Genomic DNA, 15,339 nt, shown 5'->3' with positions numbered 1-15,339 from the left:
GCCGTAGAAGATCGCCAGGCCGGGCGTCATCAACAGCACCATCGCCGTCGCCGCCAGTAGCCAGGCCGTCGCGGCTGGGTCGATCGCGTCCATGAGGGCTCCTCCCGGTCGGGACGAGCTTTCAGGCCGGACGTTTCAGCCGCGGGGCGGGCGTGTTTCTGGAATGTTTCGTGTTTCGGCAGAGTTACCGAGTGCTCACGACGACGCGGTCAGGTCGCCTTGATGAAGTTCTGATACGACCGCGACGGAGTCGGACCCCGTTGTCCCTGGTACTTCGACCCGGCCCGCGCGCTGCCGTAGGGATGCTCGGCGGGGCTGGTCAGCCGGAGGAGGCAGAGCTGACCGATCTTCATCCCGGGCCACAGCGTGATCGGCAGGTTCGCCACGTTCGACAGCTCGAGCGTGATGTGTCCGGAGAAGCCCGGATCGATGAAGCCCGCCGTGGAGTGCGTCAACAGCCCCAGACGCCCCAGCGACGACTTGCCCTCCAACCGGCCGGCGAGGTCGTCGGGCAGGGTGCACAGTTCGAGCGTCGAGCCGAGCACGAACTCGCCGGGGTGCAGCACGAAGGGCTCGCCCGGCTCGGATTGGACGAGGGTGGTCAGCTCGTCCTGCTGCTTGGCCGGGTCGATGTGGGTGTACCGAGTGTTGTTGAAGACGCGGAAGAGATTGTCGAGCCGGACGTCGATGCTGGACGGTTGGACCAGGGAGTCGTCGAAGGGATCGAGGCCCAGTCGCTCGGCGGCGATCTCGGCGCGGATGTCGCGGTCGGAGAGCAGCACCCGACGAGCGTAGCCGCTCGGATGTTAGCCTTCGTGCTCAAACAGGCCGGTGTAGTTCAATGGCAGAACATCAGCTTCCCAAGCTGAGAACGCGGGTTCGATTCCCGTCACCGGCTCCACGAATAAACCCTCCGGCGCGGTCATGGTTGACAATCGGTACCGCGGGTAATGCCTTCCGTCAGGCGTCGTAGGTGCGCGCCGTCAGCGATAAGCGAGAGGTCGCCACCCGATGGACACCCGATCCGCCACGTCAGAGACCGACACGAACCCGCCACACGAAGGGCTGCGCCGCGGCGAACGCCCTATCTCGCCCGACGACGATCCCTTCTACCGAGCTCCACAGGGCTACGAGCAAGCCGAACCAGGCACGGTGTTGCGATCGCGCGACGTGGGGATCGGATTCCTCGGTCTGATCGCCAACGGGTGAAAGCCACTCAACTGCTGTATCGCACAACAAATCTGCACGAAGAACCGGAAGTCGCCGTGACGACCGTCTTCGTGCCGGCGCAGCGCGAGTCCTCCGTCGACTGCCCGGTCCTGTCGTATCAGTGCGCGATCGACGCCGTGGCGTCGCGCTGTTTCCCCTCGTTCGCGATGCGGCAAGGCGCGCGACCGATCGGTGCGTTCGTCCAAGCCGAGTACCTGCTGGTGATCGCCGCGCTGGCCGAAGGCTGGGCGGTGTGCGTACCGGATCATGAAGGCTGCCACGGCATGTGGGGCGCTCCCGTCGAGCCCGGCTACCGCATTCTGGACGGGCTGCGAGCGGCGACGGGGTACGAGCGCCTGGGATTGTCGCCGTCAGCGCCGACGGGCCTCTGGGGATACTCAGGAGGCGGCTTGGCATCGGCGTGGGCAGCCGAACTGTGCGATCGATACGCACCGGAACTCAACATCGTCGGCGCCGTCCTCGGCTCGCCCGTCGGCGACCCGGGCAGTGTCGCGCGCCGCCTCAACGGCAGCTTCTTCGCCGGCCTCGCCGCGTTGATGATCTCCGCGCTGACGGAAGTTTTCCCCGGCGCGCGCAACGTCGTGAGCGAGCATGCGACCGCCGAGGGTAAGGCGTTGCTCGACAAGTTGAAGACAATGACGACGGCCGAGGCAGTCTGGCAGTTACGCAATGTCGACATCGGGTCCTACGTGGACATGACGGCCGACGAGTTGTGGGACCTGCCCGAGGTGCGTCACATCTTCGACGAGACGAAGCTCGGCAAGTCCAAGCCCCAGCCTCCCGTCCTGGTCGTGCAGGCGGTGCACGACGGAATCATCAGCGTCGACGACATCGACGCGTTGGTGGCTGAGTACGAACGCATCGGCGCGGCGGTGACGTATCACCGAGACGGGTTCTGCGGTCATCTGCTGTTGCACCCACTGTCGGCGCCCATGACGCTGCGGTGGCTGCGCGATCGATTCACCGATCGGCCGGTCGACGAAAACAAAACCCGCACAATGTGGCCGACGTTGTTCAACCCGTCGACATACCTGGGAATGGCCAAGTTGGGCGTCATCACGGCCAAGGTGGTCCTTGGGCGGTCCGTCCAACGCCTACCGCTCTCGACGACGGATGCTGGGTAACCGCCGATCCGTGGTCGGGTCAGCCGCAGCACACAGCGGTGTCGGCGTCGCTCTCGGGAAGCTCAGGGCTGACGCCGAACGCCTCGGAGTCGGCCAGCACGGTGTAGACCTCCCACTTCTCCCCGGCTGGGCCCGTTACCCACACCTTGTCTTGTTTGGCGAAGCAACACGTCGTGCCGATTTCCTCGTCGGTGACGAGTCCTTCCCCTGACAGGCGCGCGATTTCAGCGTGCACTTTCTCGCTGGTCTCGACCTCGACACCGAGGTGGTTGATCGTGCCTCCCCGGCCGGGATTCTCCAGCAGAACCAGTTTGAGCGCTGGCTCCGCGACGGCGAAGTTGGCGTAGCCGTGCTTCACCTTCGCTGGCTGCGTGCCGAACAGCTTGGAATAGAACCCGATGGCCTCGTCGAGATCATCGACGTTGAGGGCCAATTGGATACGGGACATGACTTCCTCCTACCTGTGAGACATATATCGAATTGGTGCGCTGCCGCCATACTGCTCCACCTTTTTGATAAATGTCAAGAAGCTGGCATACTCGAGTCATGCCCAAGGCCTTGCCCACCGTCGACATCTCCGCACCCGTGTGCTGCGCACCTGTTGCCGCTGGCCCGATGAGCGACGAGGACGCACTGCAGGTGGCGCTTCGCCTGAAGGCGCTCGCCGACCCGGCGCGGGTGAAGATCGTGTCGCACCTGTTCGGTTCCGACGAGGGCGAAGAGAACAGCGGCGATCTCGCCAAGGCCCTCGGGCTCACGGAGTCGACGGTCAGCCACCACCTCGGCCAGCTTCGGCGTGCGGGACTTGTGGAGTCGGTCAGGCGCGGGATGAACGTCTACCACCGTCCGCATCGAGACGCCCTCGGCGCGCTGTGCCTCGTGCTCGATCCGAACTGCTGCAGTGGCTAGGTAGACGAAGCCGCCTAGTCGAGTTCGGCGCCGTAGCCGCCGCGCAAGTCCTTGTGGGCAGCTTTGAGTGTGCGGTCACAGAGAGCGACCAAGGCGTCGACGTCGAGATCGGATTCGTCGCCGAGTCGGTCCAGCCAGGCGCATTCTTCCCGCTTCAGCTCGGACCACTTCTGGTACCCACCGAAATAGACCGTCTTGTCATCGGGCGGAGGCGCGTCGACGACGGTTTGGGCTAATTGTCGCTTGCAGGAATCGAGCTGCGCCAGCGAGTAACCATGCTCGCGAAACTGGCGATCCCACTCGTCGAGCAGCAGGTTTGTCAACTCCCGAACCGGTTCTGCAGCGTAGACCATCAACTCCGCGATCCCGTCGTCCAGACCCACGCGCATGCGGAACTCGTACAGTTCTCTGAGGGTTTCGGCGCGTCTGCGGTTCGGGGTTGCCGGATTGTCTGCTGACCCCAGAGTCTGGGCGCCGCGCTTGACGTAGTGCGTCGCGGAAATCAGCGACTTCAGAGCGGCCTTTTTGTCGTCCGCCGCTCGCTTCTCGTAATCCAGGATTCGCTCGTGGTCTCGGTCTTGTTGCCTGCTACGGGCGTCGATTCGCTTCGTCCAGACAGCGACGGTTGCCGTTGAGATAACCGAAGCCAACGGGACCAGACCGGTGGAGATGACGGTCAACCAATTCACGAATTTCGAGGCTACGCGGGAGGCCCTGCCGGTTAGGCCGGATTAACCTCAGCTGAGTGGCTACCGCGGCGCTCGATCTCCTGCTCGGTCCGGAAGGGCCGAACGTGCTCGCCGCCGCGGTCGCCGAGTACGACTGCCAACTCGAAGAGCTGCGCGCGGCCGAAGTCAACGTCGACCCGTCCGGCGCCGCGATCGTGACGTACGTCGCCGACGTGCGCCGCGCCGACAACACCGTCACGACGGAATTCCTGGGCGCCACAACTGGAAAGCGCATTCCGGAGGGTGCCGCCGTCGTCGCGGGTGAGTACCGCGGCGAACCGGTCGAGGTCGGCGTCTGGGCCTGGCCCCGCGATCCCGCACTACCCGCACTGCTGACGGCGAGCACCCCCATCCTGCTGGCCGAGCTGTTTCGCGAGTACGGGTTGAGCACGTCGTCGACCCTCGATATTCGCCCCCTGCGGTACCTGCCGTCGCGGCACGCTGTGCTCGAGGTGCACGACGAACGCTCCCGGTGGTTCGTCAAGGTCGTGCGCCCCTCGGCTGTGGACGACCTCAGCCGTCGCCACGAGATCGCCGGCCGCCATGTGCCCGTTCCACCGGTCCTCGCCTCCATCGCGGACGGCGTGATCGTGCTCCAGGAAGCGCAGGGAACTCCTCTGGACACCCTCATCGCCGACGATGACGCCGCACTGCCCTCACCGGAGGTGCTGGAATCGGTGCTGAACGCCCTGCCGGACGAACTGATGAGCCTCGACCGGGAACCGTCGCATCTGGAGCTGGTCGACTACCACGCTGGGGCACTGCGGTGCGCGGCCACCGACGAGCCCGCGGTGCTGACCCGGCTCGACGAGGTCGTCGACGTCCTGCACTCGGTCGACCTCGAGGGCGAGGAACTGGTACCGGTCCACGGCGACTTCCATGAAGGCCAACTCTTCGCCGACAACGGCGTCGTGACAGGTCTTCTCGACATCGACAGCGCCGGGCCAGGAGAACGATCTGACGAGTGGGCGACGCTGCTTGCGCACTTGTCAGCGCTGGCGCTCGACGATTCGAGCCGAGAGGTGGCCACGCGATACGCCGACGCGGTCCTCACCCACGCCGAGCGGCGCCTCCCGGCTCGGCCACTTCGACAGCGAACGGCTGCGGCGCTGGTAGGGCTGGCGATGGGGCCATTTCGCCTGCAGCATCCGCAGTGGCCCCGGCACACCCTGACACTGCTGGACGTGGCCATGCATTGGCTGGCCGACGCGAAATAAGAGTTTGCAGCCCTTGGCATCCCGCGTGAGACTGGAGCGTGGGCCGGGGAAGCAATACGAACGGGAAGCGAAGGGAAGATCAAAGTGGAACGACCGGCCACCTGGAAAGTCGTGACCGTCGGCGCAGCCCTCACCGGTCTCAGCGTCACGGGTGCCGGCGCCGCCCAGGCAGACAATGGGGCTTCCGTCCCCGCCCCAGCATCGGTGAGCGCGGCAGACCTCAACGCACCTCTGCGCCCGCATGGGACCCCTCACTGGTCACCGTGGCGACCCCACTGGACACCGTGGAAGGTCGTCAAGAGCCCGTGGAAGTGCGTCAACAGCCCGTGGAAGTGCGTCCCGCCGTGGTGACGGCCCGACTCGGGTAACGATCGGGGTGATGCGCTGCCTGCGGGCGCAGCCGGCGACCGAGCTACCTTGATCGGGGCCGCAATCGTGCTCGCAGGTGCTCGACCACGAGCTTGAACGGTCAGAGCTCGCCGTTGGTCTAGCGCGGCCCTGAACGCCCTGTGCGCGATGGAAACCGAATCGGCCCAACGTCATGTGGTCAGCGCCTTGATCGGTTTCTTGGAGCGGCGCTGACGAGCAGCCAATCACGAACGACCGTTTGTCTCAACATCGTTCGCGTGACGTCACGGCACGCTTAGGATTGTCGCAGTGCCGGGGCAGTACTTTGCTAAAACTCCAATTCGATGCGATCTGCGCGAAATCAACCTCGATCGAGCTCTAGCCACAGCAGAATCTCAGCGAATCTGCGCGCGAAATTCCGCGGAATCGGTCTCGCCGCGATGCTAGTGTGCTCGCGAATGTGACCCTTGAGCTGGTGAAGGGCACATCCTGTGAGTGCATCGTCGAAGAGGGGGACAGATGCTCCAGGAGAAGCAGGACGAGGTCGTCACAGTCGGTGACGAGCACGGATGGTGGGTGCGTGATGGGCGCTCGGACCAATCCACCGAACAAGACCGGCGATCTCGGCGCGTCACAGCCCTCAAATCCTCCGCGCTGCGGACTCTGGTCGGGTTGTTGTTTGCTGCGATCCTCTGGCTTCTCGACGTGCGGCTCGGGGCCACTCTGCTCGTATTCGTGGTGATCGCGCTGGCTGTGATCGCGGTCGTTTGGCCGGCTGCGGGCGCGACGATCGACCGGGGCATCGCCAAGGTGGCGGGAGCGGTGGCGCGCGTCGTCGCGACGGTTGTGTTGGCGACCGTCTACTTCGTCGTCATAACTCCGGTGTCGTTTTTCCTCCGCCTCTTCGGTCGCAACCCCCTTACTTCACCCGGTGTCAGTTCCGAAAGCACCTGGATCACCAAGCCGCGGGTGTCCGATCCCGCGATGGCCCGCCGCCAGTTCAGCGTCGAGCCGGAAGTAATCGGCTGGAAACCCCGAGGCCGGGCCGCCGCAGCAAGACACGTGGCTGCGATGACACTTCGCGCCGCACTTCTGCTGATCGTTCTGGATCTTGCTGTCGGCCTTTCGTTTCCGCAGTGGGCCCCACATGGCGGCGTTCGCGTGGGGGGCAAAGAAGGCACGTGGGACGAGATCTTCACCGCCCAAATCTCGTCAGCCGCAATGGCGGCGGACCAGCAATGGGCTGCCAATTGGTTTAAAGAGTTCAAAGACATCTACACACACAACACTTATGTGCCGCTGTTGGGCATGGTGAATCCGGATCACAAGGGCGACTACATCAACATCGCCGACCGCGCTCGAAAGACCTATACGGCCGAGGGAGTGCGCGCCGACGCCACCGAGATTTACATGTTCGGCGGGTCGACGATGTGGGGCTACGGGCAACGCGACCTGTACACGATCCCTTCCCAAGTGGCTCGATTCGCCGAAAAGGACGGCATCCCAGTTCGTGTCACGAACTATGGTCAGGTCGCGTGGGGCATCTGGCAGGAACTCGCTCTCCTGCAACAGCTGCTGAGCGAGGGACGCGTACCCGACACCGTGGTGTTCTACGACGGAGCGAACGACGTCGCCGAGCAGGTGGAAGAACTCACGACCGAACCTACGTACCCAGGCGGAGACTTCGTGAGACAAGCTGTCGAACGGGCCCGGTTGCGCGGTGGGGTGGCCGGCGTCAAAGACTCTGTCATGGGTTTCTACGCGCAACACAGCATTCTGACGCGCCTCGCCTTGACGTCGAACTCCAAGCGGGCTGGACCGGAACTGACCCCGGCGCTAACCCAAGAACGGGCTCGCAATGCGGTGAATCTTTACGACAGGGCGGTCAGCGTCATCGAACAGCTGGCGAAGAGCTACGGTTTCAAGGCCGTGTTCGTCTGGCAGCCACTTGCCTACAGCACACAGGGCGGTGACGCCGACCGCTACGCGACACCGGACGAGTGGGGACTTGGAGCGGCATTCCTCGACGCGACAAAGCTCATCGCCCCCCCGGCCATCAATCTGGCCGACGCACTGGACGGCGTGGAAGAAGCCGTGTTCATTGACAACGCGCACACCAATGAACTCGGCGCCGATCTTGTTGCGCGAATCATCTATCCACACCTGGGGTTGAAGTCGTGAGGCATGGTGCGAGCATGAATATCCTGGGGATCAGTGCCTTTTACCACGATTCGGCTGCTGCCTTGGTGCGAGATGGTCATATCGTTGCGGCCGCGCAGGAGGAGCGCTTCACCCGTGTAAAGCATGACCCCGGTTTTCCGAAGAACTCGATCGAGTACTGCCTCCATGCCGGAGGCGTTGACCGCAATGGGATAGATGCAGTCGCCTTCTATGAGAAACCGGTGACCCGGTTCATTCGTCTACTCAAGACGTACGCCGCGATCGCCCCAGGGGGATTCCGAGCTTTCCAGACTGCGCTTCCGCAGTGGTTGAAGACCAAACTTTGGGTTTCCTACGAGATTGAACGCAACCTGAAAGCGCTCGGCTACCGGATGCCGTCGGAGCTGTATTTCACGGAGCATCACGAGAGTCATGCCGCAAGCGCCTTCTACCCCTCACCGTTCGAATCGGCCGCTGTCCTCACGATGGACGGGGTCGGCGAGTGGGCGACGGCGAGCATCGGCCGTGGGGTCGGCAACCAGCTGGAGATCCATCGCGAGATGCGATTCCCACACTCGGTAGGGCTGCTCTACTCCGCATTCACCTATTTCTGCGGCTTCCGGGTCAACTCGGGCGAATACAAGCTCATGGGCCTCGCACCATACGGCGAGCCGACCTATGTAAACCTCATCACCGACAACCTCGTCGACATCCACCACGACGGCTCGATCGAACTCAATCTCGAGTACTTCGACTTTCTGGGCGGCCTGACGATGACGAATGATCGTTTCGCCGAGTTGTTCGGCGGCCCCCCACGTCCTCCGGAGAGCGACATCACTCGGAGGGAGATGGACCTTGCCCGGTCGATTCAAGACGTCACAGAAGAGATCGTGATGCGAATGGCTGCAACCGCGGCCGCGGTCACGCAGGAGAAGAAGCTGTGTCTGGCGGGTGGGGTCGCCCTCAACAGTGTCGCGAACGGGAGGCTGCTCCGCGAGGGGCCGTTCACCGACCTCTGGATCCAACCGGCGGCCGGGGACGCAGGCGGTTCGATAGGTGCTGCGTTGCATACGTGGTACCAGATCGCCGGAAACCCTCGGAGCGTCGTCGGCGACTGCATGCAGGGCGCCTATCTCGGGCCCGAATTCTCAGCCGGGGAGATTTCCAGCTTCCTCTCCTCACAGGGCTACCCGTTCGAAACGGTGGCGGATTCGGATGAGCGCGCACGCAAGATCGCGGAGCTCATCGCCGAAGGCAACGTGGTTGGCCTGTTCAACGGACGCATGGAATTCGGGCCTCGGGCCCTCGGGAATCGTTCCATCCTCGGCGATGCACGGTCGCCGGAGATGCAGTCGGTCATGAATCTGAAAATCAAGTATCGAGAATCGTTCCGCCCGTTCGCGCCATCGGTTCTCGAGGAGAGAGCAAAGGATTACTTCGACCTAGACGTACCGTCGCCGTACATGCTCCTGGTGAGTCCGGTCCGGGAAGAAATCCGCACCGCACCCAACGACGAGAAATCCGACGAAATCTGGAGTGAGGTCAACAAGGTGCGGTCGTCGATCCCCGCGGTTACCCACGTCGACTACTCGGCACGTATCCAAACGGTCTCGCGGGAGACCAATCCGTTCTACCACAACGTTTTAGCGTCGTTCGAAGAACTGACAGGTTGTCCCGTGATCGTGAACACATCATTCAACATCCGGGGAGAACCGATTGTGTGCACACCGCAGGACGCTTACCGGTGCTTCATGAATACCGAGATGGACTACCTGATCCTCGGGGACCACGTGCTGGACAAACGACTCCAGCCCGGCCGGGAGAACCGGGAGTTGTTCGCGATTTCGACGGTGCCCGACTGATGCGCCGCACCGTTCACACCTGGAGGCTGTTGGCCGAGTTCAGCAGGTACGCCGTCGTCAACAAGGCTTACTGGGTCATCCCCATGATCTTGTTGTTGCTGGGTGCCGCGGCGTTCATCGGTGTCGTCCACATAACCGTGCCCTTCACCCTTTACGCACTTTTCTGACCCACCGTTCAGGGTGATTGGGGCCGTCCCTGACGCAAATCCGCTTCGCGCCGACCGCGCAGGCTTGAGGGAGGCGGCGTGTCCGCTACGCAAAGTAAAACTCCCGTGCGTCAAACTCGTAGCAAATTTAGCGAGCCGGCCTGTACGCCGACGAACTCAGGGAACTGCACACCGCCAGCCTAAAAGCTACTAAGAGCATTTGCATGATCGCTACACATTGCATCGCCCACCGGCGATGGGACGTCTTAATGCCATTCAACACTCGATTGATCAGACGGACTGATCGGGCGTTGACACTCCAACGAATCGTTTTCTGGCTAAACACCTTTCGCCCATTAGCTGCCATCGCAAGCGCAAACGCCAACTCGGGAGCGATCCACCGTATCCTTTGAAGACGCCGCCTTGCGACATACTCCATACGACAGCGATGGTGACCCGATTTTCATCGGACTCATGCACGCCGGCCTGCGACGTTTGTCGATAGCCTTCGAGGGGTAGCCGGATTGCGATCGAACGTCTGGCAGAGTCTCTAATTGACATCAATCCTCAAGGGTGCGGTATCGGAGTGCGGTGTCCAGTTTCTCCTACGTCGCAGTCGATTTCGTTGATCGAGTCGGATGCACGACGACCGGAGTCCTCAACACGATGGCCACGCGTGCGTAGATCGACTGGCGGTGTGGCGTGAATTAAGTCGGCTGGTCGGGTCACGATGGAACGTCCAATCCTGCGCTTCACCTACCACGTCGGGGCACGCCACCGAAAAGCGCACCCCGCTCATTGCGTCAATCATATTGACGGAGCCCTTGTTTCAGCCAGCCAACGCTTCCTCCTTTGCCATCATGATCCGATTTGCGAAAACCATCCCCTGCCACAAATCGCTCTTTCTCAATCCCTACTTCTCGAAGTCCCTTATCCAGTTACAGTTCGGCCGTGACCTGTTCAGGGATCAACGATCTATTCAATGAACATTCCGAGTTGTTGTGTTGCCCGCGCTGCGGCGGCATCCTGGCGGTCCGGGGCGACGACTTCGAATGCGCTCAATGTCAGCAGCGTTATCCCGCCCAGGACGACATCGCCTCGCTGTTCATGCCGAACGAGTGGGACGACTCGAAGGAGGACGTCACCCACGAGATCAAGGCGTTCTACGAAGACAACCCATTTCCCAATTACGACGACTTCGACAGCGTCGGCAGCTTGATGGACAAGGCACGGAAGGCGGTGTTCGCCAAGCTGCTGGACGAGCAGATCCCGGCCGGCGCGCGCGTAATCGAGTGCGGCTGCGGCACCGGACAGCTGACGAACTTCCTGGCTATCCGCAACCGGGCGGTGATCGGCACCGACCTCTGCGTGAACTCGCTGAAGATGGCCACAGCCTTCAAGCAGCAGAACGATCTCAAGCGCGCCCACTTCATGCAGATGAATCTGTTCAGGCCGGCGTTCAAACCTGGCACATTCGATCTGGTCATCTCGAATGGGGTGTTGCACCACACGAGCGATCCACAACTCGGCTTCGAATCGATCTCGCGACTGGTGCGGCCAGGCGGTTACATCATGATCGGGCTCTACCACAGGTACGGGCGACTAGCCACCGATATCCGTCGGCTCGCCTTCAAAGCCACCAATGATCGCTTCATGTTCCTCGATCGTCACGCCGTCGATGAGCGTGTAAGCACCCAGAAGCGCCGGTCATGGTTCATGGATCAGTACAAGAACCCACACGAGTCGAAGCACACAGTCGGCGAGGTGGTTGGTTGGCTGGAACAGGTCGGCTTCGACTTCATACATGCGATCCCGAAGACCGAGCCGTTCACCGGTCTGGCCGAAGACGAGCAACTGTTCAAGCCGGAGAGGCTCGGCAGCAGGTTCGAGCGCATGTTGGTGAACCTCGGAATGATGGTCACCGGGCATCGCGAGGGCGGGTTCTTCATCATCATCGCGCGCAGACCGATACAGAAAGGGACTGCGTCAGAAGTCCGATCTTGACCTTGTGACGGTCGAGCGCTGGCTGCGGACCGGTTCAGACCGCTGGCGGTCATCGAGGCAGTCGCCGATGTGATCGCGCATGGCGCGGTCCTGTACTTCGTCGAGAGCGGCAGAGACGCAGAACGCCGTAGCCGCACATACCGATTCGGCGTCATCATGGCCACAACCGGAAATCACGCGCTCGCGCCGCCCGCTGGCAGGCTGACACGGCCGTTAAATTGAGGCCACTATGACTAAGGCCCTGCACACCCTGGCTACCGCCGTCGCAGCGTCGGCGATCGCGACTATCGTGCTCACCGGCCCGGCAAGCGCCGACCCACCACTGCTGAACGGAACCTACGGCTCCACCGACGGCGACCCTTACAACGTGTGGACCTTCACGACGAGCTGTGGTGCCGCAGGTTGCACGGGCACGGTCTCCAGCAACCAGGGCTGGACCACGCCCACCACGCTGACCGGCGGCCGCTGGACCTTCACGGTGTCCAAGCCGGGCGGACTCACGTGCGATGACGGCCACTACGAACCGGCCGTGGTCAACCTTTCGGTGGACCCCGCAATGCTCAGTGGTGTGTTGACCTCGGACTCGAACTACGGGTGTGCGGGCGGCATCGTGACCCAGACCCCGTTCCAGCTGAAAAAGCTCAGCTGACGTAGCACGTCAACCCCGAATCGCGGTACGAAATCGATCTCGGTACGCCTTCGGGGACACACCCAGGTGCTCGACGAATGCTCGCCGGAGAGTCTCCGTGCTGCCGAACCCAGCCAGGTGCGCCGTCTCGGTGACGGTGCGTCCGGCGTCGAGCGCCGCGCGGGCGGCGTCGACACGAATCATCTCGACGTACTCTGCGGGGCTCATCCCGAGTTCCGAGCGGAACAGCCGCGTCAACTGACGCGTGCTCAACGAGGCCCGCACGGCAAGGGATTTCACGCTGTGGTCGGCGGCGGGATTGGCGGCGATCGCCTCCGTGACGGCTCGAAGCGCGGACTGCGGCGGCGGGTTCGCCTCGATGAGCGCGGAGAATTGTGATTGTCCGCCAGCCCTTTTGAGGTAGACGACCAACCAGCGGGCCACATCGCGGACGAGGTCGACGCCGTGATCCTGTTCCACCAACGCGAGCGCGAGGTCGATGCCCGACGACACCCCCGCCGAGGTGAAGACATCGCCGTCGCGCACGAACAGGGCGTCGGGCTCGACGGTGATGTCGGGGAACGCTCTCGCCAGCCTTCGGGTTTCGCGCCAGTGCGTGGTGGCGCGTCGTCCGCTGAGAAGCCCCGCCTGGGCCAGGATGAAGGACCCCGTGCAGATCGAGCCGATCCGCCGGGTGCGACCCGCCACCGATTTGACCGCCTCGACGAGCGCGGGGTCGATGGGCCGCGACGGGATGCTGTCACTGCCCGCGACCAGAACGGTGTCCGCCGATTCAATGGCCGCGATGCTGTCGGTGACGCCCATGCGGATACCGACCGACGTCGCGACGTCACCCCCGTCCACTGACGCAATCCTGATGTCGTAGTCGCCGCCGAACCGGTTGGCCTCGGCGAAGACCTCACCCGCTCCGGCGACATCGAGCATGGTCACGTCGTCGAAGACGACGATCACCACCACCCGCGAGCGGGCATCCGAAACCACACCGTCATTGTGTCGCATTTTGTGGGGCGAACGGCTCAATCACCGTGTGCGCACGACCGCTCACCTGCGTTGACTCAGGCGAAGTAGTCCAACAGAGGAGGCTGATGATGAGTATCCAATCGATCCAGTCGATCGCCGGCATAACGATCCCCGACAGTGCACTGGTGCGCGCGGCGACCGAGTACATCCGCGATGCCGAGGACGATCTGCTGTTCGACCATTCGCGCAGGGTGTTCCTGTTCGGAGCGCTGAGGGGCAATCGGTTGGGCCTGCAACCCGACCTCGAGCTGCTCTACGTGGCCGCGATGTTCCACGATCTCGGACTCACCGAGCGCTATCGCACCTCGCAGCTGCGCTTCGAGGTCGACGGCGCCAACGCGGCGCGGGATTTCCTGCTGCAGCACGGCGTCGAGGATGCCGACGCGCGCAAGGTGTGGTTGGCCATCGCCCTGCACACCACTCCCGGCGTACCGCAGTTTCTCGAGCCCGAAATCGCGTTGGTCAACGCCGGCGTCGAGACTGATGTCATCGGCATCGGGCGCGCGGAGCTATCCTCGGAAGCAATCGACGCGGTGACAACGGCCCACCCGCGTCCCGACTTCAAGAACCGCATCCTCGCCGCCTTCAACGACGGAATGAAGCACCGGCCGGACACCGCTTTCGGAACGATGAACGACGACGTGCTGGCGCACTTCGACCCGACGTTCGAGCGCCAGGACTTCGTCGACCTCATCCTGAGCAACAGCTGGTCCGAATAGCGGAGAGGAGTACGGAAATGGACATCCACGAAGCGCTATACACCACACGAATGATGCGGCGGCTGCGGCCCGACCCGATCCCCCTCGAGACCCAGGCCCGGATTCTGGATGCGGCTGTTCGTGCGCCGAACGGCGGCAACACGCAACGTTGGCATTTCGTCGCAGTCGACGATACCGAACTCATTCGCGAGTTCGCGAAGCTGTTCCGGCAGGCGCGCGACCTCGAATACGAGAAGTTCGCGACCGGGACCGGGCCCATGGTTGCGACGGCTCCCGGCGCGGACGGCGCCGCGCACGCCGAGACTATGCGTCGGATGAAGGGTTCGGGGAATTACCTGGCCGACCACTTCGAAGAGGTGCCCTTGCTGCTGTTCGTCTTCGCCATCGACGATTTGGGCGGCGCCAACATCTATCCGGCGATCTGGAGCGCCCTGCTCGCCGCCCGCGCCGAGGGTGTCGGCGGCGTCATGACGATGGTGCTCCGCAACTTCGAGGACCGGGTGAACGAGATTCTTGGCGTCCCCGTTAGCGACGGCTGGAAGATGTCGGCCATGCTGGCCCTCGGCTATCCCCTGGGCAAGTGGGGTGTGGCGGCCAATCGCCGTCCCGTGCACGAGGTTTCATCGCGCAACCGATGGGATGCCCCGTTCGGTGTGCAGGTGCCGCAGCCGTTGTGGCCCACTCGAGACACAGCTGGGGCCGGCCTGGCCGCCGTGAGTTGAGGAGCAGACATGTCGAAAACAGAATCCGCCATGCTGACCGTGATGCAGCCCGGCGAGGGCGATGTCGTGTCCATCCCGGGCTTTGGAGCGGTATTCAAGCTGACCAGTCGCACCACCGGCGGCTTGGTGTCGATCGTCGAGCACCCGTTCCCGGTAGGCGCGATCACCGCGGCGCACAGGCACACACGCGAGGATGAGCACTCCTATGTGCTCGCGGGCGAGATCGGCTTCCGATCCGACGACAGCGAAGTGGTACTCGGCCCCGGCGGTTTCATCACCAAGCCGCGCGCGCAGATGCATGCCATGTGGAACGCCGGGAGCGAGCCCGGGCGCATCATCGAAGTCATCACTCCCGGCGGAGGATTCGAGAACTACTTCCGCGAACTGGGCGAACTGCTCATGTCCGGCCAAGCCGCGGTCGCATCCGGCGCACCACATCGTCCATCCAGTCCGGCGTGCCGTAGGTCAGGCCGTAGTTGGTCGCCAGCTCTTGAAATTCGG

14 protein-coding genes, 1 tRNA gene and 1 pseudogene are annotated in these 15,339 nt (G+C 63.2%); 12 read left to right on the top strand and 4 right to left on the bottom strand.

The genetic code is table 11. The features are described 5' to 3' along the window. Positions 1-209: 209 nt before the first annotated feature. Entirely contained in the window at positions 210-782 is a 573-nt protein-coding gene (dcd, locus tag A5698_RS09330) for a dCTP deaminase (RefSeq protein WP_067091937.1), read from the bottom strand. Between the two features lie 45 nt (positions 783-827). On the opposite strand from dcd, the gene A5698_RS09325 reads away from it, so the two are divergent. After that, a tRNA-Gly gene (locus tag A5698_RS09325) sits at positions 828-901 on the top strand. 110 nt (positions 902-1,011) lie between these two features. Further along, positions 1,012-2,354 (top strand): annotated as a pseudogene (locus tag A5698_RS09320) (lipase family protein). Between the two features lie 19 nt (positions 2,355-2,373). On the opposite strand, the gene A5698_RS09315 reads toward A5698_RS09320, so the two are convergent. Then, entirely contained in the window at positions 2,374-2,802 is a 429-nt protein-coding gene (locus A5698_RS09315; RefSeq protein ID WP_068295764.1) for an ArsI/CadI family heavy metal resistance metalloenzyme, read from the bottom strand. A gap of 98 nt (positions 2,803-2,900) precedes the next feature. On the opposite strand from A5698_RS09315, the gene A5698_RS09310 reads away from it, so the two are divergent. Further along, positions 2,901-3,263: an Rv2640c family ArsR-like transcriptional regulator gene (locus tag A5698_RS09310; RefSeq protein ID WP_067285059.1), complete on the top strand. Its 363-nt coding sequence runs from the start codon at positions 2,901-2,903 to the stop codon at positions 3,261-3,263. 14 nt (positions 3,264-3,277) lie between these two features. Here the strand turns inward: A5698_RS09310 and A5698_RS09305 are convergent, their stop codons facing one another. Then, positions 3,278-3,943 carry a hypothetical protein gene (locus A5698_RS09305; RefSeq protein WP_067285097.1) on the bottom strand — a complete coding sequence of 222 codons (666 nt, stop codon included), beginning with the start codon at positions 3,941-3,943 and terminating at the stop codon, positions 3,278-3,280. A 65-nt stretch (positions 3,944-4,008) separates the two neighbouring features. Here A5698_RS09305 and A5698_RS09300 point away from each other — a divergent pair, with 65 nt between their 5' ends. From A5698_RS09300 to A5698_RS09280, 6 genes are all read left to right on the top strand, one after another. After that, positions 4,009-5,208, top strand: a complete 1,200-nt coding sequence (locus A5698_RS09300; RefSeq protein WP_068295762.1) for a phosphotransferase — start codon at positions 4,009-4,011, stop codon at positions 5,206-5,208. Positions 5,209-6,075: 867 nt separating this feature from the next. After that, entirely contained in the window at positions 6,076-7,737 is a 1,662-nt protein-coding gene (locus tag A5698_RS09295) for an SGNH/GDSL hydrolase family protein (RefSeq protein WP_068295760.1), read from the top strand. 14 nt (positions 7,738-7,751) lie between these two features. Continuing rightward, on the top strand, positions 7,752-9,578 hold the full coding sequence (locus A5698_RS09290; protein ID WP_068295758.1) for a carbamoyltransferase family protein: 1,827 nt from the start codon (positions 7,752-7,754) through the stop codon (positions 9,576-9,578). After that, entirely contained in the window at positions 9,578-9,745 is a 168-nt protein-coding gene (locus A5698_RS28540; RefSeq protein ID WP_156670676.1) for a hypothetical protein, read from the top strand. Before A5698_RS09290 ends, A5698_RS28540 begins: the two co-directional genes overlap by 1 nt. Before the next feature lie 849 nt (positions 9,746-10,594). After that, on the top strand, positions 10,595-11,728 hold the full coding sequence (locus tag A5698_RS09285; protein ID WP_156670675.1) for a class I SAM-dependent methyltransferase: 1,134 nt from the start codon (positions 10,595-10,597) through the stop codon (positions 11,726-11,728). Positions 11,729-11,957: 229 nt separating this feature from the next. Next, on the top strand, positions 11,958-12,377 hold the full coding sequence (locus tag A5698_RS09280; protein WP_068295754.1) for a hypothetical protein: 420 nt from the start codon (positions 11,958-11,960) through the stop codon (positions 12,375-12,377). Between the two features lie 9 nt (positions 12,378-12,386). Here A5698_RS09280 and A5698_RS09275 read toward each other — a convergent pair whose 3' ends face one another. Beyond that, positions 12,387-13,376, bottom strand: a complete 990-nt coding sequence (locus A5698_RS09275; protein WP_197506721.1) for a GlxA family transcriptional regulator — start codon at positions 13,374-13,376, stop codon at positions 12,387-12,389. Positions 13,377-13,465: 89 nt separating this feature from the next. Here A5698_RS09275 and A5698_RS09270 point away from each other — a divergent pair, with 89 nt between their 5' ends. The 3 genes from A5698_RS09270 to A5698_RS09260 form a co-directional block, all read left to right on the top strand. Continuing rightward, positions 13,466-14,116: an HD domain-containing protein gene (locus tag A5698_RS09270; RefSeq protein ID WP_068295765.1), complete on the top strand. Its 651-nt coding sequence runs from the start codon at positions 13,466-13,468 to the stop codon at positions 14,114-14,116. A 17-nt stretch (positions 14,117-14,133) separates the two neighbouring features. Further along, entirely contained in the window at positions 14,134-14,838 is a 705-nt protein-coding gene (locus A5698_RS09265; RefSeq protein WP_068295752.1) for a nitroreductase family protein, read from the top strand. A gap of 9 nt (positions 14,839-14,847) precedes the next feature. Then, positions 14,848-15,339: cupin domain-containing protein (locus tag A5698_RS09260; protein WP_156670674.1), on the top strand; the 492-nt coding region annotated here is incomplete at its 3' end.

It is taken from the genome of Mycobacterium sp. E136 (assembly GCF_001666865.1).
Classification (GTDB): domain Bacteria; phylum Actinomycetota; class Actinomycetes; order Mycobacteriales; family Mycobacteriaceae; genus Mycobacterium.
Note: the sequence above shows the minus strand (reverse complement) of the source record. Positions and strands in the feature narration are given on the sequence as shown.

What these genes read in the sequence shown, in the direction of transcription:
- A5698_RS09315 (WP_068295764.1), bottom strand. Translation starts at nt 2,802, where the DNA reads ATGTCCCGTATCCAATTGGCCCTCAACGTCGATGATCTCGACGAGGCC.
- A5698_RS09310 (WP_067285059.1), top strand. Translation starts at nt 2,901, where the DNA reads ATGCCCAAGGCCTTGCCCACCGTCGACATCTCCGCACCCGTGTGCTGC.
- A5698_RS09295 (WP_068295760.1), top strand. Translation starts at nt 6,076, where the DNA reads ATGCTCCAGGAGAAGCAGGACGAGGTCGTCACAGTCGGTGACGAGCAC.
- A5698_RS09290 (WP_068295758.1), top strand. Translation starts at nt 7,752, where the DNA reads ATGAATATCCTGGGGATCAGTGCCTTTTACCACGATTCGGCTGCTGCC.
- A5698_RS28540 (WP_156670676.1), top strand. Translation starts at nt 9,578, where the DNA reads ATGCGCCGCACCGTTCACACCTGGAGGCTGTTGGCCGAGTTCAGCAGG.
- A5698_RS09280 (WP_068295754.1), top strand. Translation starts at nt 11,958, where the DNA reads ATGACTAAGGCCCTGCACACCCTGGCTACCGCCGTCGCAGCGTCGGCG.
- A5698_RS09275 (WP_197506721.1), bottom strand. Translation starts at nt 13,376, where the DNA reads ATGCGACACAATGACGGTGTGGTTTCGGATGCCCGCTCGCGGGTGGTG.
- A5698_RS09270 (WP_068295765.1), top strand. Translation starts at nt 13,466, where the DNA reads ATGAGTATCCAATCGATCCAGTCGATCGCCGGCATAACGATCCCCGAC.
- A5698_RS09265 (WP_068295752.1), top strand. Translation starts at nt 14,134, where the DNA reads ATGGACATCCACGAAGCGCTATACACCACACGAATGATGCGGCGGCTG.